The organism is Pseudomonas fluorescens, from assembly GCF_902497775.2.
Lineage (GTDB): Bacteria > Pseudomonadota > Gammaproteobacteria > Pseudomonadales > Pseudomonadaceae > Aquipseudomonas > Aquipseudomonas putida_F.
Map to the genome: position 1 here is coordinate 687,566 of NZ_OZ024668.1, position 18,514 is coordinate 706,079.

Annotated in this window: 13 protein-coding genes and 1 pseudogene; 4 read left to right on the plus strand and 10 right to left on the minus strand. The window is 61.6% G+C overall.

Features of this window, described 5'->3' with window-relative positions; translation table 11 throughout:
• Positions 1-70: 70 nt before the first annotated feature.
• Positions 71-206 (minus strand): annotated as a pseudogene (locus F8N82_RS27495) (hypothetical protein); the annotation flags it as partial.
• A gap of 138 nt (positions 207-344) precedes the next feature.
• Between F8N82_RS27495 and F8N82_RS03275 the strand changes: the two are divergent.
• Positions 345-758 (plus strand): NUDIX hydrolase, encoded by a 414-nt coding sequence (locus F8N82_RS03275; RefSeq protein ID WP_038999080.1) that lies wholly within the window; start codon positions 345-347, stop codon positions 756-758.
• Between the two features lie 22 nt (positions 759-780).
• Positions 781-1,419 carry a LysE family translocator gene (locus tag F8N82_RS03280; RefSeq protein ID WP_038999081.1) on the plus strand — a complete coding sequence of 213 codons (639 nt, stop codon included), beginning with the start codon at positions 781-783 and terminating at the stop codon, positions 1,417-1,419.
• A gap of 3 nt (positions 1,420-1,422) precedes the next feature.
• On the opposite strand, the gene metR is transcribed toward F8N82_RS03280, so the two are convergent.
• A complete protein-coding gene (gene metR, locus F8N82_RS03285) occupies positions 1,423-2,340 on the minus strand; it encodes a transcriptional regulator MetR (RefSeq protein ID WP_038999082.1) in 918 nt (305 codons plus the stop codon).
• 111 nt (positions 2,341-2,451) lie between these two features.
• Here metR and metE point away from each other — a divergent pair, with 111 nt between their 5' ends.
• Entirely contained in the window at positions 2,452-4,761 is a 2,310-nt protein-coding gene (metE, locus tag F8N82_RS03290) for a 5-methyltetrahydropteroyltriglutamate--homocysteine S-methyltransferase (protein WP_038999083.1), read from the plus strand.
• 43 nt (positions 4,762-4,804) lie between these two features.
• Here the strand turns inward: metE and F8N82_RS03295 are convergent, their stop codons facing one another.
• Entirely contained in the window at positions 4,805-10,297 is a 5,493-nt protein-coding gene (locus tag F8N82_RS03295; RefSeq protein WP_150776761.1) for a dermonecrotic toxin domain-containing protein, read from the minus strand.
• Positions 10,298-10,510: 213 nt separating this feature from the next.
• Here F8N82_RS03295 and F8N82_RS03300 point away from each other — a divergent pair, with 213 nt between their 5' ends.
• Complete coding sequence (locus F8N82_RS03300) at positions 10,511-11,503, plus strand: alpha/beta fold hydrolase (RefSeq protein ID WP_038999087.1); 993 nt, start codon at positions 10,511-10,513, stop codon at positions 11,501-11,503.
• Positions 11,504-11,547: 44 nt separating this feature from the next.
• On the opposite strand, the gene F8N82_RS03305 is transcribed toward F8N82_RS03300, so the two are convergent.
• The 7 genes from F8N82_RS03305 to F8N82_RS03335 form a co-directional block, all read right to left on the minus strand.
• Entirely contained in the window at positions 11,548-11,874 is a 327-nt protein-coding gene (locus F8N82_RS03305; RefSeq protein ID WP_162195932.1) for a GlpM family protein, read from the minus strand.
• A gap of 33 nt (positions 11,875-11,907) precedes the next feature.
• The gene (locus F8N82_RS03310; protein WP_038999090.1) at positions 11,908-13,233 is read right to left on the minus strand and encodes a sigma-54-dependent transcriptional regulator; all 1,326 of its coding nucleotides are present in this window, start codon (positions 13,231-13,233) and stop codon (positions 11,908-11,910) included.
• Positions 13,230-15,137 carry a sensor histidine kinase gene (locus F8N82_RS03315; RefSeq protein WP_038999091.1) on the minus strand — a complete coding sequence of 636 codons (1,908 nt, stop codon included), beginning with the start codon at positions 15,135-15,137 and terminating at the stop codon, positions 13,230-13,232. Before F8N82_RS03315 ends, F8N82_RS03310 begins: the two co-directional genes overlap by 4 nt.
• Positions 15,138-15,202: 65 nt before the next feature.
• A complete protein-coding gene (locus F8N82_RS03320) occupies positions 15,203-15,937 on the minus strand; it encodes an amino acid ABC transporter ATP-binding protein (protein ID WP_038999092.1) in 735 nt (244 codons plus the stop codon).
• Entirely contained in the window at positions 15,934-16,602 is a 669-nt protein-coding gene (locus F8N82_RS03325; RefSeq protein WP_167336616.1) for an ABC transporter permease subunit, read from the minus strand. The genes F8N82_RS03320 and F8N82_RS03325 overlap by 4 nt, the downstream gene beginning before the upstream one ends.
• Positions 16,599-17,345 (minus strand): amino acid ABC transporter permease, encoded by a 747-nt coding sequence (locus F8N82_RS03330; RefSeq protein WP_038999095.1) that lies wholly within the window; start codon positions 17,343-17,345, stop codon positions 16,599-16,601. Before F8N82_RS03330 ends, F8N82_RS03325 begins: the two co-directional genes overlap by 4 nt.
• 99 nt (positions 17,346-17,444) lie before the next feature.
• A complete protein-coding gene (locus F8N82_RS03335; protein WP_038999097.1) occupies positions 17,445-18,377 on the minus strand; it encodes a glutamate/aspartate ABC transporter substrate-binding protein in 933 nt (310 codons plus the stop codon).
• Positions 18,378-18,514: the final 137 nt, after the last annotated feature.

The window sequence follows — 18,514 nt, forward strand, 5'->3', positions numbered from 1 at the left end:
GCGGCTGATGTGAAGCCTTCCCACCGACAGAGCTCATCTTAGAAGCTAGGTTCGTTATGTCAGTAGCCCGGCCGATGCGCCGCAGCGGCCGCCCGCACAATGCCTCGAGGCGCTCCAGGCTCAGAGCCAAGTGACTGCCGCGTTTGTTGCCGGCCAGTGCGTGGATCGTCGTCGACGATCACCGTGTGCACGCTGGCCAGGCCCTGTTCGAACAGCGCGTCGAGAATCGCCAGGAAGGCCGTAAGGGTTTTGCTTGAGCCGGTGGGCGTTGCGACCATTCGATACGATTGAAAGGCCCCCGCCAACATGTGATCCTTGCGCGCTTTCCCGTTCACGAGCGTCCCATGAGCAAAACCATCCGCATCGCCGCCGCCCTCCTGCTTGACCCGCAAGGCCGTACCCTGCTGGTGCGCAAGCGCGGTACTCAGGCGTTCATGCAGCCTGGCGGCAAAATTGAGGCCGACGAGCAGCCGGTTAGCGCCCTGGCCCGCGAGCTGTTTGAAGAGCTGGGCCTGGCGATTGAGGCACAAGACGCCGAGTATCTGGGCCAGTTCAGTGCCCCGGCCGCCAACGAACCGGGTTTTGTCGTCCAGGCCGAGATTTTCAAAGTGCACACCGCCATGGCGGTCGAGCCCGCCGCGGAAATCGAAGAGGTGGTGTGGGTCTCGGCCCGCAAGCAACTGACCCTGGAGCTGGCCCCGCTCACACGGGACTTGATTCTGCCCCTGTACCGGCAGTTAACTACAGCTCCCGCCTGATCTCTCTTGCAAAGGAATGCCGATGATCCCCACCCATGAATGGCTGCTGTTTATCGGCGCCGCGCTGCTGATGGTCCTGACCCCGGGGCCGAACATGATCTACCTGATTTCCCGCTCGATCTGCCAGGGCCGCGTGGCCGGGGTAACGTCGCTGCTGGGGGTGGTCGGCGGTTTTCTGGTGCACATGACTGCCGCAGCCGTTGGCCTGACCGCCTTGTTCATGGCCGTGCCGCTGGCCTACGACCTGCTCAAGTGGGCCGGTGCCGGCTACCTGTTGTGGCTGGCCTGGCAAGCGGTCAAGCCCGGTGCCCGCTCGCCGTTCGAACCCCGTGAACTGGCGCCGGACTCGCCCCGCAAGCTGGTATTGATGGGCTTTCTGACCAGCGTGCTGAACCCCAAGGTGGCGGTGTTCTACCTCTCGGTGCTGCCGCAGTTCGTCTCGCCGGAAAACGGCTCGGTGCTGGTCCAGAGCCTGGCCCTGGGCCTGACCCAGATCGCCGTGAGTTTCTCGGTCAACCTGCTGATTGCCCTGTTCGCTGCCGGAATCTCCGGCTGGTTCGTGCGCTATCCGCTGTGGCTGATGCTGCAGCGCTACGTGATGGGCTTCGTCCTGGCCGGCTTGGCGCTGCGCCTGGTGCAGGAGCAACGCCGGACGGTGTGAGGCTCAACGCACCGCGCTGACGCCGTCGAGGGTGGAGAAGGATGTGTCCTTGGCGGTCAGCAAAAAGTCGCGCATGTACGGCGCATCGAGCATGTCGCTGCGCACCGCCGCGTACAGCGTGGCAAACAGGCCTTTCTCACCCAGGCGCTTGGCCTTCACGTAACCGCGCGAGCTGTACTCGTGCAGGGCCCAGTGCGGCATGCCGCACACCCCGCGGCCGCTGGCCACCAGTTGCATCATCATCACCGTCAGCTCGGCCGTGCGCACTTGCGCAGGTTCCACGTCGGCCGGTTCCAGGAAGCGGGTGAAGATATCCAGGCGGTCGCGCTCCACCGGGTAGGTGATCAGGGTTTGCGTGGCCAGGTCTTCCGGCACCATGTACGCCTTGTGCGCCAGCGGGTGCTGGTTGGCCACGGCAAGCATGGCTTCGTAGGTGAACAGCGGCACATAGGTGATGCCGCTGAGCTCCAGCGGGTCGGAGGTCACCACCAGGTCCAGATCTGCGCGGGCCAGGGCCGGCAAAGGGGCAAAGGCAAAGCCCGAAGCCAGGTCCAGCTCGACTTCCGGCCAGGCATCGCGGAACTGGTCGATGGTCGGCATCAGCCACTGGAAACAGCTGTGGCATTCGATGGCCATGTGCAAGCGCCCGGCGGTGCCACCGGCCAGGCGGGCGATGTCGCGCTCGGCACCGCGCAGCAGCGGCAGGGTGGCATCGGCCAGTTGCAGCAGGCGCAGGCCAGCGCTGGTGAAGCGCAGCGGTTTGGTCTTGCGCATGAACAACTGCATCCCCAGGCGCTCTTCCAGCTCCTTGAACTGATGGGACAGCGCCGACTGGGTCAGGTGCAGGCGTTCGGCGGCCTCGACCAGGCTGTCGGCTTCACGCAGGGCGTGCAGGGTTTTCAGGTGACGAATTTCCAGCACCGAGGGGGCTCCATGAATAAACTTTGAGATGAACACGAATTTATTGAGTTTGTCTCATGTTGGTCTGGCTGTCGACAATAGCGTCATCTTTTACAGGGAGGACGTTTTCTCATGGCATTGGCCCACAACCTTGGTTTCCCGCGCATCGGCGCTGACCGCGAACTGAAAAAAGCACAAGAAGCTTACTGGAAAGGCGACCTCGATCAGGCAGGCCTCGAGGCTGTTGGCCGCGATCTGCGCGCCCGTCACTGGCAACTGCAAAAAGACGCCGGTATCGAGCTGCTGCCGGTCGGCGACTTTGCCTGGTACGACCAGGTCCTGACCCACTCGCTGACCTTCGGTGCGATCCCCGAGCGCTTCGCCCAGGTCAAGGGCGACAACGGCCTGCCAACCCTCGACACTTTGTTCGCCATGGCCCGTGGCGCCAGCACCTGCTGCGGCGGTAGCCACGGCCAGACGCAATATGCCCAAGAGCTGACCAAGTGGTTCGACACCAACTACCATTACCTGGTCCCGGAATTCAGCGCTGACCAGCGTTTTCTGCTCAGTTGGGAGCAACTGTTCGAAGAAGTCGCCGAAGCCCAGGCCCTCGGCCATGCGGTCAAGCCGGTGTTGATCGGCCCGCTGACCTACCTGTGGCTGGGCAAGGCCAAGGGCGGCGAGTTCGACAAGCTCGACCTGCTGGAGCGCCTGCTGCCGGTGTACGGTGAAATCCTCAGCCGCCTATCGCGCCAGGGCGTGGAGTGGGTGCAGATCGACGAGCCGATCCTTGGCCTCGATCTGCCACAGGAGTGGAAGAATGCCTTCGAACGGGCTTACCACATTTTGCAGTACTCGCCCCTGAAGAAGCTGGTCGCCACCTACTTCAGCGGTCTGGAAGACAACCTTGGCCTGGCCGTCGGCCTGCCGGTGGATGGCCTGCATATCGACCTGGTGCGTGCGCCGGAACAACTGCCGGCGGTGCTCGATCGCCTGCCCACCTACAAAGTGCTGTCGTTGGGGGTGGTCAACGGTCGCAACGTCTGGCGCTGCGACCTGGACAAGGCCCTGGAGCAACTGCAGCAAGCCCAGCAGCGTTTCGGCGCCAACCTCTGGGTGGCCGGCTCCTGCTCGCTGCTGCACAGCCCGGTGGATCTCGGCCGGGAAGACAAGCTTGATGCCGAACTGAAAAGCTGGCTGGCCTTCGCGGTGCAAAAATGCGAAGAAATTGCCGTGCTGGCCAAGGCCCTCGACACCCCTCACCTGCCTGTGGTGCAGAACGCCCTGAGCAACAGCCGCGCCATACAAAAGAGCCGTGCCGAGTCGCCGCGCATTCACAAGCCGCAGGTCCAGGCCCGTCTGGCCGCCGTGACCGCCGCCGACAGCCAGCGCCAGTCGGCCTTCGCCCTGCGGATCGAAGCCCAGCGCCAGCGCCTGCAACTACCGGCGTTCCCGACCACCACCATCGGCTCTTTCCCGCAGACCTCGGCGATCCGCCTGGCGCGTCAGGCCTACAAGCAGGGCAAGCTGTCGGCCAATGACTACACCGACGCCATGCACAGCGAGATTCGCCATGCCGTGCAGGTGCAGGAGCGCCTGGGCCTGGATGTGCTGGTGCACGGTGAGGCCGAGCGCAACGACATGGTCGAATACTTTGCCGAGCAACTGGACGGCTACGCCTTCACCCGCTTCGGCTGGGTGCAGAGCTACGGCTCGCGATGCGTCAAACCGGCGATCATCTACGGCGACCTGAGCCGCCCGCAAGCCATGACCGTGGCCTGGATCGAGTATGCCCAGCGCCTGACCAGCAAGGTCATGAAAGGCATGCTGACCGGCCCTGTGACCATGCTGATGTGGTCATTCCCGCGTGAAGATGTGTCGCGCAAGGTCCAGGCCGAGCAACTGGCCCTGGCTATTCGTGACGAAGTGCAGGACCTGGAAGCCGCCGGCATCAAGATCGTGCAGATCGACGAAGCCGCGTTCCGCGAAGGCCTGCCGCTGCGCCGGGCGCAATGGCAGGAATACCTGGATTGGGCGGTCAAAGCCTTCCGCCTGTGCTCCAGCGGTGTGCGCGATGAAACCCAGATCCACACCCACATGTGCTACAGCGAGTTCAACGACGTGATCGAAGCGATCGCGGCCATGGACGCCGACGTCATCACCATTGAAACCTCGCGTTCGGACATGGAGCTGCTGGAAGCCTTCGAAGCCTTCGACTACCCCAACGACATCGGCCCGGGGGTCTACGACATCCACTCGCCGCGGGTGCCGGACACCGCCGAGATGGTCAAACTGATGAGCAAGGCGGTCAAGCGCATCCCCGCTGAACGCTTGTGGGTGAATCCTGACTGCGGCCTGAAGACCCGCGCCTGGCCGGAGACCGAGGCGGCGCTGGTGAACATGGTTGCGGCAGCGAGGCAATTGCGTAGCGAACTGGCGTGAGCTCAGAGGAGCCAAGGGCGCTTTAGCGCCCTCGGTTGTTAGATCAACTGATCTGCCGGAAGTGTGCCGTCGCAATTTGCAGGCTGATCGGGCCGCGCCAGATGGATGTCGCCTCGGCTTGAGCCTGTTGCCATTTCGGGCCCAGATATCGGTATTCAGGTAACTTCAAGTGGGCGGCGGTAAAGCGTTTGAACGCAGCCTCCGTGCTTGTGTAGTGAAAGTGCGCATACCACAGCGTTGTCTCGGCAGGGTGAACGCGAACGATCCGGTACTCTTGTAGAAAGTCCGCCGAGCCATCGGCACGCCTTTTCAACTCAACGCGTGTGGCCTCTTTGATAATCCTGACTTCCTGCCTTTCAATGAGGTAGGCCAAATGGCCCTCGTTGGGTTGAGTACTGGCCAGGGTTTGCCGGATGCGCAATTGTTGGCCGGTGTCGCGCAATGCCTGGGCTTTGTGCCTGAGCGTTGTGGCAAGGGGCGTTTGTTCCAGAGCATGGGCACGGCCTTCCAATTGGTCGGCGAAGCCGACCAGCATGTCTTCGATGTCGGCTGGCAGCCAATGTGAGGGAAGTTGCTGATTCAACCTGCGCGCTGTGTTGTCAAATGTTGTCAGCGCCTCCTGTGCCTCTACCTCCAACTGCCGTTGGTTGAACGCGGGCTCGGGAGTGCTGGCCGGCGGCGACTCCAGTTTCCATTTACCCCCACGCCCCTCGATGTAGGTTTCTGCTACCTCACCAGGCCCGGTCACGGTAAAACGGCGAGGTTGGCTGCTGGTACGGGCAGACTCAACCCCGACGAGCGTCTGGTTGTCTTCGGTTTCAAAAACCCGTGCAGTACGCGGCTCGGAACCTGAAGGAGCCGAGTGTCCGGGTGCAGAGGTTGACACCTGCTTGCGTTTTCTCTGACCGAGTTGGATCAGCGCATCAATACTGTCCTCAAGCTGTCCGATATAGCGGCGGTCAAAGTACTGCGGATGGGACTCGGCCCAACCGCTGAGTCGCCTACGAAACTGTTGATATGCATTGAGTATGGAATCCAGGGCGGTAGAGACATCGGCTGGACGGGTCAGTTTATGCAGTTGATAGTGATTGCTCAGCGCCCTGCTGAACTGGCGCTCTGTGGCGGACAACCGGCTAGCAAAAATGGCGTGTGATGTATCGGACACCTCGCGGGGTATGTAGACCAGGCCCAATAGCTCGTTGGATTTTACGGTGTGGTGGTTGACAGTGAGGGCCCGTGAGCAGACGTCGTTGTACTTGTTACGAATTCTCGGGATGGAGTGTTCTGCGATCAACGGCGAGAGGTTGTTGATTGCGAGTTCTCTGTCGTTCAGAAACTGTACGTTTTCACGGACAAGTGCCAGAAACTCATCGCGTTGCTCAGCGCCCATTGCGGTATTCAGACGTCGTATTGCCTTCTGGTTTCTAGCGATCAGCCGGTTGTTGATATCAAGGAGGTTGAAGGTGCGCTGACTGATGATTTCAATCGCGGCGTTTTTGGTTTTGATATGCTCGCCGGGGTAGATGGATTCGAGTTCTGGTGAGTACGTCGCTTTTAGCGCGTTCAGCGTTTGCTTGGTGTTTTCAATTAAGTCAATGTAGGACTGCTTGGTTGGTAGCAGTTGAGTTGGCGACAGCTCGGCTACCTGGAGAGAGCCTAAAGTGTTGTGGGTGATGGCCAGTTTGTTGAACGCACTGGTTGATGCATCCCGCAAGTCCTTTCTGCGGTTCGTTCGATGGTTTTTCCACCAGTCCGGCAATAGATTGCGCATGGCTTGCGGCAAGAAGGGATCGGCGGTATTTGCCAGCCGCCCGATCACGCCCCCCCCGCCAGCCACCGGGCTGACAATATTGGTGCCATAGATAACCCCATGGGTATCCCAGCGCCCGACGAAGTCCAGCGCGATGGGCTGTTTATAGCCTTTGCCGACAAGCCGCCAGGTATGGCGTGCGGTGTCGAACTGCACCTGGTAGTTGCGCCCGTGGCTGATGATGAAGTCGCCTTTTGCATGTCGATAGACGCCGCGATAGATACCCGTACCCGGGGCGATGGCGCGGAGGTCGAGCGCCTCCTGATACTCATAGCCTTCAAAGCGTTGTGCCGCAGTGCGGGGTTGTTGCGCGAGCCTGCGGCCCACACGCGGGTTGTCGCGTGTCAGGGCCAGGCTTTTCAGTTGCCGCTGGCGTGCCAGGGCTCGCAGGCCGGCGATTTCCGCCGTATCGGTCAGGACGCTGGTGAACACATCGACCAGTGAATACACGGTGGATTGCAATTCATCTATACCCTGCTGAACGCTGCCACGCAGAAAAGCTGCGGTCGCCAGGTTGGCGCTGGTCCAGGCGTCATACAACGGCACCACGGTGCCGATCAGAGGCACGAAACCTATCGCCATCTTGATGTAGTTGAACATCATGCCGCTTTTCAGCGCGACGGTTTCCAGGTACAGGTCTGTATTGGAACGGGAGGTGGCGCGGTTGGCTTCGATCAGCCGGCCCATGTGCGCGTCGCACAGGTGGGCTTTCAGTGATGTGGTGGCCGGCCAGGCGCTGCCGATGCCAACGAAGCCATCAAAGCGATTGAGATGGGCCTGGTTCAGGCGGCTCAGGAGTGTAGCGCTGTCGCCATGAATCGCACGGCCCACCAGGTAGCTGCGGAATGTGGCGTTCAGGGTGAGGTTGAACAGGTCTTGACGGGCTAGCTCACGGCTCGAGTATTGGCGAACAAGTACGCCGTCGGGGCTATCCGGTAGATACAGCAACGTGATGCCTGAGTGTTGCTCGTGAATGAAGGTCACCCCTGACAGGGTCACGCTCAACCCGGGAGTTCCAGTGCCGCCCGTCTCCAGACGGGCAGGGAGCAGGGTAATCTGTTTGCCGTCAGGCGAGTATGCCTGGGTCGAGTCGGCGTTGATGGCAACGTCGAAGATCGCCTTGCCCAGAGGGGTGATCATGCCGCTATGCAGTGCGGCCCAGGCATGGATTTCGAGCATCAGCCGAAGGGGCTCGTACAGACATTCGAGACGGTATTCGTGGGCAAAGGCTTCCTCGCGGTATGCTCCGCGAAATGCGCTGAGTATGTGTGTTTCGTAGTTGCCGCTCAGGTCCAGATCGCTGACTAGCGAAGTCAGATAGGTCACGTTGATACCGGCCATCACCTTGTCCCGCTCAGCCTGATCGGAACCGCTCACCTCAACGTGCATGAAGCCAAGGCGCGCTTTGAGGTCATCATCGATATTGTTCAATGCCAGGGTTTGCAACGACTGCTTGCCGCGTTCCTCGCTGGCTTGTAGAACCTGTCTGTGGGGCACTCCAGGTGCGCCAGAACCTTCGATGATTTCAGTGATCATTGAGACCGAATCAGGTAGGTCAATGGTGACCTCGACGTTGCCCGTCAGCTCAAAATCATCGCGAAGGCGGGTGGCGACCCTTGGTTTAGAGAACTCCTCGCGGGCGGGCAAGGCTAGATCCTGATAGGTCTGCGAGCGCCGGGCAGCGACCATGAAGCCTTGCAGCAGCGGCTTGAGTTGCAGGCGCTGGGTGACATCAAGGCGCATCATCCACTGTGGGATGTTGCGTGTCAGGCCAAGGCTCTGCTGTTCTTCCAGCATTTGCTCGTAGGCGGCGCTCCTGGCGGCATGCTCATGGACGCAAAGTGCATCAAGGGTTTGCTGGCGCAGTTGTCCGAGATGCTGCGCACGATCTTCGCTTGCTGTCGCGCCAGGATATTGCTGATGCAGCGCCTGGGCCTGTTTTTCGCAGTTTGCCAGTTGCTCCTGCAGGCCGTACTCGAAGGGATCTCCCGACACTTTGGTCAGGGTCAGGGCGAGCGTTTTGTCGTCTGCTGCGATAGCGAACATGTCGCGCTCAACTGCGGCGCGCGAGGCAAAACGCTGCAGGCCGCCTTGGAGGCCTGGCCAGTAGAGCAGCCACGAGGGCTGTGCTGATGCCAGGCGTGGTTCGCGGGTTATCAGTAGAACGCCATCCAGCCCCTGACGATGAATGACCTGGCTGTTGGTGGACTCTTCGGTCAGGCTCAAGCCAACGGCATAGACGGTGATATCGATGTCGTCACGTTGTGTGGCGATGGGTGTGTCGATGACGACATCGATGAGGTTTTTTTCCTCATCGGTAATCTGCTTGAGCAGAAACTGTATGCACGCTTCGGCTCGTAAAGCGTCCAGACGGGCTGTTTTCAGAGTGTCGTAAAGCGCTTGAGGTTGTGTACGTACAGCGATCAGTGCAGACGTAAGCAAGTAGGACGTTGCGGCCTGGGAGGCACTTTCCCGAGCCTTGCTCAGGGTTTCAAGCTTTGTTGCCAGTTGTTCGTAATCGTGCTGGTTTTCCTGGTCGGCCAGGTCTTGCATGCGCTTGAGTTGATGCCTGATTGCCGCCTGGCGGATGGCGAGCGGCACATCATTGGTCAACGCACCGAAGGCGTAGGTGGCGGGCAGGCGCTCGGTTTGTGAGTCATCCAGCTTTGGCAGCGCAGGGGTAGCGGCTGTGAGCGATTCGCGACGTTGACTGTCGAACGCATCAGCGCCGGCCAGAGGCGCGACATCGATGTCATCGAGGATGTCGCCTCCCGCTGGCTCAAGGGCTTCAAGCCTGCCAAGGCGGTAGTGATCGAGCAGCTTGGACACGGGCGTGGTGAACCCGTCATCGTGCAGCAGATAGTCGGGTAGCAGGCCGCGGTCTGGCTGGTCGCTGGTCGAAGGCCACAGGTTGAGCCGTTGCGCCATCAGGTACTGTTCCAGGCTCTGGCGGTCGGCAAAGGCCTGGAAGGTTGGCTGGCGGGAAGGCAGGTAGAGCAGCTGATCAGTGAAGGTGTCGCTGTCATAGCTCAGTACCAGCGCACCGGGCATCAGCCGGGTGGTGTGGTCCATCAGGCGTATGCTCAGGGTTTCCAGGTACACCCTTTCATTGTCGAGTTTGGCAATGCCTTCTGGGGTATCGAGGGTGGCCGTGACCAGCTTCATCTGCTCGCTATTGAGCGTGCCGCTGGCGAGTGCGGCGTCCGCGGCCGCGTGAAAGTGCTCGCGGTACACCCGGTCGATCTGGTCGCGCCGGGAGCGCTTTGTGCCGTTGGCTCTGGCAGCCCAGTAAGCGTCCCATTGCGTGGCCAATGCGTCGCTCACGCCCAATGTCTTGAGGTGTTCGAGAATCTGCCTGGGCGTCGATCCGGCCCATGCATGGCTGGCACTGATGCCGAACACTGTGGCCTCGGTATCGAGCGATACGTCGAGCTGCGGATACTGCAACACGAAGGCAGTGGCCTCGGTCAGGCTGACACTGTGGCCGGTCGTGAAGCGCAGCCCCGCCTCATCCCCGTCAAGCGCCCAGCGCTGGGTGATCAGGTCTTTGATCGTTGGTCGAATGGCCGGTACACCTGCCAGTAGCTGTTGCAGTTGTTCGTGGCTGTCTCTCCAGCGCTGCGTGGCGTCATGCAAAAGAGCTTCATTCTGGGAAAAATACTGAGCAGAGACAGGTTTGAACTCAAGCCTACTGGCGTGAAGGTGAAGGGGGATATTTTCGGTCATCGCACGGTTCCTTGTGGCGAACAGCAGGCCGGAGTGCCCGCGTGGGCATTGATTTGAAGCCGGCGGGCGATGGCGGGGGTGTTATTTATCTATGGAGGGTGGGGCTACCGTTGGGCGGGGTTCATCAAACTGTCATGCCACTGTGGCAGCGCGCTTGAACGAACTTCATCAGACTCGCGCTCTACTGGGGATTTGCATTCTGGTGTTTGGCTCATGCGGTTTTTTTTATTTTTTCTGGCGCTGATATGCGTAACTACTTCGTTTGCCGGGGAACGGTGCGACGTCAATGTGCCGATTGAAAGGGCTGCTCTGGCGCAGGTCAGCCTGGCCTATCAGAGCATCGGCCGCGATTCGGACCCGGCTTTGCTGCTGGTCATGGGCCTGGGCGGGCAACTGATCCACTGGCCCGATGAAGTGGTAGTTGCCTTGTGTCAGCAGGGCTTTCGGGTGATCCGCTACGACAACCGTGATGTCGGCCTGTCCAGCTGGAACCAGGCCCCCAACAGCGCCAACCTGACCTTCGAGCTGCTGCGCTACAAGCTCGGCCTGCCGGTGGCCGCGCCATATACCTTGAACGACATGGCCGAAGACGGCCTGGGGCTGATGGATGCCCTACAGGTGCAGCGCTTTCATGTCTTGGGGGTGAGCATGGGCGGAATGATCGCCCAGCACCTGGCCGCGCTGGCGCCACAGCGGGTCGAGAGCCTGACCCTGATCATGTCCAGTTCCGGTGCCCAGGGCTTGCCGGCGCCCAGCCCGGCGCTGGTGCAGTTGCTGGCCCGGCGCGGTGCGCCGAATCGCGAGGTGGCGCTTGAGCAGCAGGCCGACCTGCTGGCCGCCCTCGGCAGCCCCGAGGTCAAGGATGATCGCCAGGCGCTGCTCGAGCAGGCGGCGATTGCCTATGACCGCGCCTTCAATCCCGAAGGGGTCAAGCGCCAGATCATGGCGATCCTGGCTGAGCAGAGCCGGGTCGAGTTGCTCAACAGCCTGCGCCTGCCGACCCTGGTGGTGCATGGCACCGCGGACCCGCTGCTGCCGGTGATGCATGGCGTGCACCTGGCAGCGCATATCAAGGGCAGCCAGCTGCGGTTGATTCCGGGCCTGGCCCATCGTTTTCAGGAGCAATTCAAGGGGCCGCTGCTGGGCGCGGTGTTGCCGTATCTGAAGACGCAACGGCTGGCGGACACCCATGTCGCGGTGTACTGATCGCAGGTGTAGGGGCGGGCTTGCCCCGCGATGAAGTCAGCCTGTCAATGCAACCTGACCCAGACACTTACCAACACCGTCGCTGCCACCAGCCAGGCCACGGCCGCCAGGGCCAGCGAAGCTTCCAGGCGCAGGCGATCGACCAGCAGGTACAGCGCTGCCAGGTAGACGAAGTAGGGGATGATCGACCACATGCCGAACAGGATGGTGGTCTTCAGGTCATCGAGCGATCGGCCCTTGCCGACAATGTAGTGGGCGATCAGCGCGAAGGTCGGGAACAACGGCACCAGGCCGGCAATGTAGTAGTTGCGGGTCTTCGCCAGGGCGGCAAGGATCACCACCACGGCAGCACCCAGGCAGGCTTTGAGTATCAGGTCCACGTCTTGTCCCGTTTCAGCGGCTGGTCAGCCCAGGCCATACTTTTTCACTTTGTCGAACAGCGTGGTCTTGGCCATGCCCAGCTCCTGACTGGCCTGGCTGAGATTGCCGCCGGTGCGCTGCAGGGCATCGCTGAGCAAGTTGCGCTCGAACGCTTCGACCGCTTCGGCAAAGCCCAGCCCCTGGTTGGCGCTGGCCCCGGCCTTTTTGAAGGCGGGCAGACCCAGGGCATAGCGCTCGGCGACGTTGCGCAGTTCGCGCACGTTGCCTGGCCAGTCGTGGGCCATCAGTCGCGACAGGGTCTGGCTGTCCAGTTGCGGGGTCTCCCGGTCGAAGCGCAATGACGACTGCTGCAGGAAGTGCTCGAACAGTTGCAGGATGTCTTCGCGGCGCTCGCGCAGCGGCGGCAGCTCCAGGGTCACCACGTTCAGGCGATAATACAGGTCGCTACGGAACTGCCCGCTCTGGCCCAGGGCGTCGAGGTCGGACTTGGTTGCGGCGATCACCCGGCAATCGACAGCAATGCTCTGGTTTGAGCCCAGGCGCTCCAGGGTCCGCTCCTGCAGCACGCGCAGCAGTTTGATCTGCAGGCTCAGTGGCATGCTTTCGACTTCGTCGAGGAACAGGGTGCCGCCGTTGGCGTGTTCGATCTTGCCGATCCGGCGCTTGCCGGCGCCGGTAAAGGCGTTGGCCTCGTGGCCGAAGATTTCGCTTTCGAACAGGTTTTCCGGCAGGCCGCCGCAGTTGAGCGCGACAAATGGCGCGCCCTGGCGGCGGCTGAAATCGTGCAGGCAACGGGCGACCAGTTCCTTGCCGGTACCGGTTTCGCCTTCGATCAGGACGTTGGCCGAGGTATCGGCGACGTTGGCGATCAGTTCGCGCAGATTCTGCATGGCCGGCGAGCGGCCGATGATCCGCCCCTCAAGCGTGCTCTGCCCGGCCAGTTGGCGGCGCAGGGCAAACACTTCGCGGGACAGGCCGCGTTGCTCCAGGGCGCGGCGTACCACTTCGACCAGGCGTTCCGGGGCAAAGGGCTTTTCCATGAAGTCGTAGGCGCCGTTGCGCATGGCACCGACCGCCATGTCGATGTCGCCGTGGCCGGTGATCAGCACCACTGGCAGGCTGCGGTCGCGGGCTTTCAGGCGGCTGAGCAGTTCCAGGCCATCGATGCCGGGCAGGCGGATATCGCTGACGACGATGCCGGCGAAGTCATCGCCGATGCGCTGCAGGGCTTCTTCGGCGCTGCCGACACCTTCGCAGGCGATGTCTTCCAGGGCCAGCGCCTGCTGGCAGCCGAGCAGCACATGCGGGTCGTCTTCGACGATCAGGACGGTAAGGGGCGCTTGGTTCATAGGGACTCGGCTGATTCTGTGGGGGCATGGACCAGCGGCAGGCTGAGCACGAACGCGGTACCGCCCGTGGCGGGGTGTTCGACGCTGAGGCTGCCCTTGGCGGCGGCGGCGAGGCTGGCAGACAGGGTCAGGCCCAGGCCCAGGCCGTGCTCTCCTGGTTTGGTGGTGAAAAACGGTTCGAACAGGTGCTTGCGCGCTTCGTCATCGATGCCGTGACCGTTGTCGCGTACGCGCAGGCGGTACTTGTCGCCCTGCAGTTCGCCTTCCAGCCACAATTGCGGCATGGGTTGCGCGGCCATGGCATCGAGGGCGTTGCCGATCAGGTTGACCAGGATCTGCTCCAGGCGGGTCTGGTCGATGGCCAGCTTCTGGTCTTCGTAGTTGCTGTGCAACTGCAGGTGACAGCCGGCGATGCGGTTGCCCAGCACCTGCAGGCTGGCCTCGACAGCCTTGGCCAGCGAGGCCTTGCCGCTGTCTTCACCGCGGCGGGCGAAGGAGCGCAGACTGGCGGTGATGCGGCCCATGCGGTCGATCAGATCGTTCATGGTGCGCAGGTTGGTACTGACGGTTTCCAGCGCGCCGCGTTCGAGGAAGCGCACGCTGTTGCCCGACAAAGTGCGCAGGGCCGCCAGCGGTTGGTTCAGTTCGTGGGCGATGCTGGTCGACATCTGGCCGATGGCGGCCAGTTTGCCGGCCTGGACCAGTTCGTCCTGGGCGTGGCGCAGGGTCTGTTCGGCATGCCGGCGCTCGCGGATCTGGCCCTTGAGGCGCTCGTTGCTGGCACGCAGGTCGGCGGTGCGCTCGGCGATCTTGCGCTCCAACTGGCTGTTGGCCTCTTCCAGCGCTTCACGGGCGGCCAGGCGGGTGGCAATCACCTTGCGCCGTTCGTTCCAGGCGATCAGCAGGATCGCCAGCAAGGCAAAGGCCACACCGACCAGGATGCCCTGGACCATGGATTCGCGGCGCAGGTCCTGCAAGGGCGTGAGCAGGGTGAAGTGCCAGGGCGTGTCGCTCAGGCGCCGGGTTTGCGCCAGATACGCCACTTCGCGGCGGCCATCGCCCAGCTCGGCATTGGCCGGAAAGCTCAGCTTCTCGACACCGTCGGCGATTTTCTCCCGCGACAGCGGCTCCAGTTCATTCAGCGGCCACCAGTAATACTGCAGGCTGCGCGCCAGACGCTCCTTGATCTCCGGGGTCAGCGGGCGCACCGACTTGAGCCGCCGCGCGGGGTCGCTGGAGAGGATGATGATGCCGTTCTCGTCGCTGACAAACGCTTCGAGACGGGCCCGTTGCCAGCGTTCCTCCATGGCTTCCAGGCGCACCTTGATCACCGCCACGCCAATGATCTTGCCGTGTTCTTCCAGGCCGTGGGCAAGGAAGTAGCCCGGCTCGCCGGTGGTGCTGCCGATGCCGTAGAAGCGCCCGGGTTGACCGCGCACGGCGTCCTGGAAATAGGCGCGGAACGACAGGTCTTCGCCGAGGAAGCTGTCGACATCACGCCAGTTGCTGGTGGCCTGGACCCGGCCGGTGGTGTCGAGGACAAAGATCGCCCGGCTGCGACTGCGCCGGTTCAGGCCTTCAAGGTATTCGTTGACCGCCTGGCGGTGTTCGCCATCGGCTTCGGTGAGCAGGCTGGAAACGCTGTTTTCAAGCTCCAGCAAGCTCGGCAGGTAGGTGTACTTGCTGATCTCGCTCTCGACCGCGCGCGCGTGCAGCTCGAGCTGGCGCTCGCCGTTCTCGCTCAAGGTGCGGATGCCGTTGTGTTCGCTGATCATGAAGCCGGCCACGCCCAGGCCGATCATCAGCAGGATGATCAGTGGCGGTAACAGCAGTTGGCGGATCAGACGGGGTTTCACGGCAAGGGCAGGCTTGGTAGGGCGAAAGAGCGTAGGGTCGCATTTCATCACAGTAGCCCGGTAACTAACAGCGCTGCCTGCCCGGCATACACCGGACAAGCAGCGCTGTGACCTCAGTGTTGCAGGATCTTGCTGAGGAAGTGCTGGGTACGCTCGTCGCGCACGCTCTGGTCACCAAAGAACTCTTCTTTGGTGCAGTCTTCGATGATGTTGCCCTTGTCCATGAAGATTACCCGGTTGGCAACCTTGCGGGCGAAGCCCATTTCATGGGTTACGCACATCATGGTCATGCCTTCGTTGGCCAGCTGGACCATGACATCCAGCACTTCGCTGACCATTTCCGGGTCCAGTGCCGAGGTCGGTTCGTCGAACAGCATGACGATCGGGTCCATGGCCAGGGCGCGGGCAATCGCCACACGCTGTTGCTGACCACCGGACAGTTGCCCCGGGTGCTTCTTGGCGTGGGCGCTGAGACCGACGCGCTCAAGCAGGGCCAGGCCCTTCTTGGTCGCTTCGGCTTCGCTGCGGCCCAATACCTTGCGCTGGGCAATGGTCAGGTTCTCGGTGATGGTCAGGTGCGGGAACAGTTCGAAGTGCTGGAACACCATGCCGACCCGCGAGCGCAGCTTGGGCAGGTTGGTCTTGGGGTCGGCAATCGAGGTGCCGTCGACGATGATGTCACCCTTCTGGAAGGGTTCCAGAGCGTTGACGCACTTGATCAGGGTCGATTTGCCCGAGCCCGACGGGCCGCAGACGACAACCACTTCGCCTTTCTTGACCTCGGTGTTGCAGTCGGTCAGAACCTGGAAGTCCCCGTACCACTTGTTGACGTTCTTGATGGAGATCATACGGTTATCCTTTTCTGCAGACGCTTGACCAGGAAGGAAGCGGAGAAGCTGATGACGAAGTACACGGCGCCGGCAAATACCAGGAACTCGTTGGAGCGCCCGATGATGTCGCCACTGGCCCGTGCCGAGTTGAGGAAGTCGACCAGGCCGACGGTGTAGACCAGCGAGGTGTCCTGGAACAGGATGATGCTCTGCTGCAGCAGCAGCGGAGTCATCTTGCGAAAGGCCTGGGGCAGGATGATCAGGCGCATGGTCTGGCCGTAGGTCATGCCCAGGGCCTGGGCGGCGCCCATCTGGCCCTTGGAGATCGACTGCACGCCGGCGCGGACGATTTCACAGAAATACGCCGCCTCGAACATCATGAACGCCACGACGCAGGAGGTGAACGCCCCGATCGGGGTGTCTTCGCCGGTGATCCAGCGCAGCACGAATGGCACCGCCAGGTAGAACCAGGTGATCACCAGCAGCAGCGGGATGGAACGGAAGTAGTTGACGTAGGCGCCGGCCACATTCGCCAGCAGCTTGCTTGACGACAGGCGCATCAGCGCCAGGATGGTGCCAAGCACGATACCGCCGACAACACCCATGACCATCAGCTGCAGGGTCATGACCATGCCATTCCACAGGCCCGGCAGGGCAGGGATGATTCCACTGAAGTCCATTATTTACCTCCCACGGAGATCAGGCCGGGCACGGCGACTTTCTTCTCGACCAGGCGCATCAGCAACATCAGGCCCATGTTCAGGGTGAAGTAGATCAGGGTTGCCAGGGTGAAGGCTTCAAACAGGTTGGCCGAGAACTCGGCGGTCTGTTTGGTTTGCGCCAGCAACTCCATCAGACCGATCAGCGAGGCCACCGAGGAGTTCTTGAATACGTTCAAGAATTCCGAAGTAAGCGGCGGAATAATGATCCGGTAGGCTTGCGGCAGCAGCACGTTCCAGTACACCTGCGGCAGGCTGAAGCCCATGGCGCGGGCGGCGGCTTCCTGGCCGCGCGGCAGTGCCTGGATACCGGTACGCACCTGTTCGCAGACCCGCGCCGCGGTGAACAGGCCCAGGCAGACGATCACGCTGATCAGCGCCGAGGTGGTCGGGTTGAGATCTTGCTTGTACCACTCCTGCAGGTTCTCTGGCAGCAGGTCGGGCACCAGGAAGTACCAGATGAACAGCTGCACCAGCAGCGGTACGTTACGAAAGAGTTCCACATAAGCGGTGGCTATCCCCGATACCAGACGGTTCGGGACAGTACGCATGACGCCGAGTACCGAACCCAGCAGCAATGCGATGATCCAGGCGGCGATGGCAATGGCGATGGTCCAGCCCAGGCCGGTGATATACCAGTCCAGATAGGTTTCGCTGCCCACGCCAGTGGACTTGAAGAATACGCCCCAGTCCCAGTTGTAATTCATCGGGATCTCCCCTCAGATCAGTTGTTTCACGGGCACCTTCGAGCATCCGGGGGCGCAAGGCGCCCTCGGATGAAAGGTTAGACACTAACTAGCTGGGGATCAGGACTTCTTTTCGTCTGCAGCTTTGTCGGTAGGATTGGCGATCAACGCCTTGAGCTCGTCGCTCATCGGGAACTGCAGGTTCAGGCCTTTAGGTGGGACAGGCTGGTTGAACCACTTGTCGTAGATCTTGTTGATCTCGCCCGACTTGTAGAGGCCGACAATGGCCTTGTCGACCGCTGCCTTGAACGCCGGGTCGTCTTTGCGGACCATGCAGCCATAGATTTCATAGGACTGCGGGGTGCCGACGATGGCCCAGCCTTTGGGGTTCTTGGCCTTGGCCATTTCACCGGCGAGCAGGGCGTCGTCCATCATGAATGCCACGGCACGGCCGGACTCAAGCATCTGGAACGACTCGCCATGGTCCTTGGCAGAGATGACGTTCATCTTCATCTGCTTGTCGGCGTTCATGGCCTTGAGGATGCGCTCGGAGGTGGTACCGGCGGTGGTGACCACGTTCTTGCCGGCCAGATCCGCGAAGTCCTTGTACTTGGCGTTTTCCGGCTTGCCGTCTTCTGCTTTGGTCAGCAGGCGGGTACCGACTTCGAAGATGCCGACCGAGAAGGCAACCTGCTGCTGACGCTCGACGTTGTTGGTGGTCGAGCCACACTCGACGTCAACGGTGCCGTTCTGTACCAGCGGGATACGGGTCTGGGAAGTGACGAGGTTGTATTTGACCTTCAGGTCTGGCTTGTTCAGGTCCTTTTTCAGGGCCTCGACGATTGCCAGTTGGATGTCATGGGAGTAACCGACGGGTTTGCCCGAAGCGTCGGCGATGTAGGAGAACGGAATGGAAGCGTCGCGGTGCCCCAGGGTAATGGTGCCCGACTCGTTGATCTTTTTCAGGGTGCCGGTCAGTTCGGCAGCGAAGGCTGGCGTGCTGATCAAAGCGGCCGCAACAGCGGCGCCCAACAGATGGGGAACGATACGCATCAAAATTTCCTCGACGTTGTTTTTTTTATGGAGCCGTTGGCGGGCTCTTTCGTTCAGCGAACACTGCAATGAAGCGGTTTGCGCATTCGGGTACTGAGTGTAGAGCATGACTCGTGCCAAGCCCTGATTTCGATCAT

Bases quoted from the DNA above. Each gene is read 5' to 3' on its own strand.
- F8N82_RS03275 (WP_038999080.1), top strand. From the start codon at position 345: ATGAGCAAAACCATCCGCATCGCCGCCGCCCTCCTGCTTGACCCGCAA.
- F8N82_RS03280 (WP_038999081.1), top strand. From the start codon at position 781: ATGATCCCCACCCATGAATGGCTGCTGTTTATCGGCGCCGCGCTGCTG.
- metE (WP_038999083.1), top strand. From the start codon at position 2,452: ATGGCATTGGCCCACAACCTTGGTTTCCCGCGCATCGGCGCTGACCGC.
- F8N82_RS03295 (WP_150776761.1), bottom strand. From the start codon at position 10,297: ATGACCGAAAATATCCCCCTTCACCTTCACGCCAGTAGGCTTGAGTTC.
- F8N82_RS03300 (WP_038999087.1), top strand. From the start codon at position 10,511: ATGCGGTTTTTTTTATTTTTTCTGGCGCTGATATGCGTAACTACTTCG.
- F8N82_RS03310 (WP_038999090.1), bottom strand. From the start codon at position 13,233: ATGAACCAAGCGCCCCTTACCGTCCTGATCGTCGAAGACGACCCGCAT.
- F8N82_RS03315 (WP_038999091.1), bottom strand. From the start codon at position 15,137: ATGAAATGCGACCCTACGCTCTTTCGCCCTACCAAGCCTGCCCTTGCC.
- F8N82_RS03320 (WP_038999092.1), bottom strand. From the start codon at position 15,937: ATGATCTCCATCAAGAACGTCAACAAGTGGTACGGGGACTTCCAGGTT.
- F8N82_RS03330 (WP_038999095.1), bottom strand. From the start codon at position 17,345: ATGAATTACAACTGGGACTGGGGCGTATTCTTCAAGTCCACTGGCGTG.
- F8N82_RS03335 (WP_038999097.1), bottom strand. From the start codon at position 18,377: ATGCGTATCGTTCCCCATCTGTTGGGCGCCGCTGTTGCGGCCGCTTTG.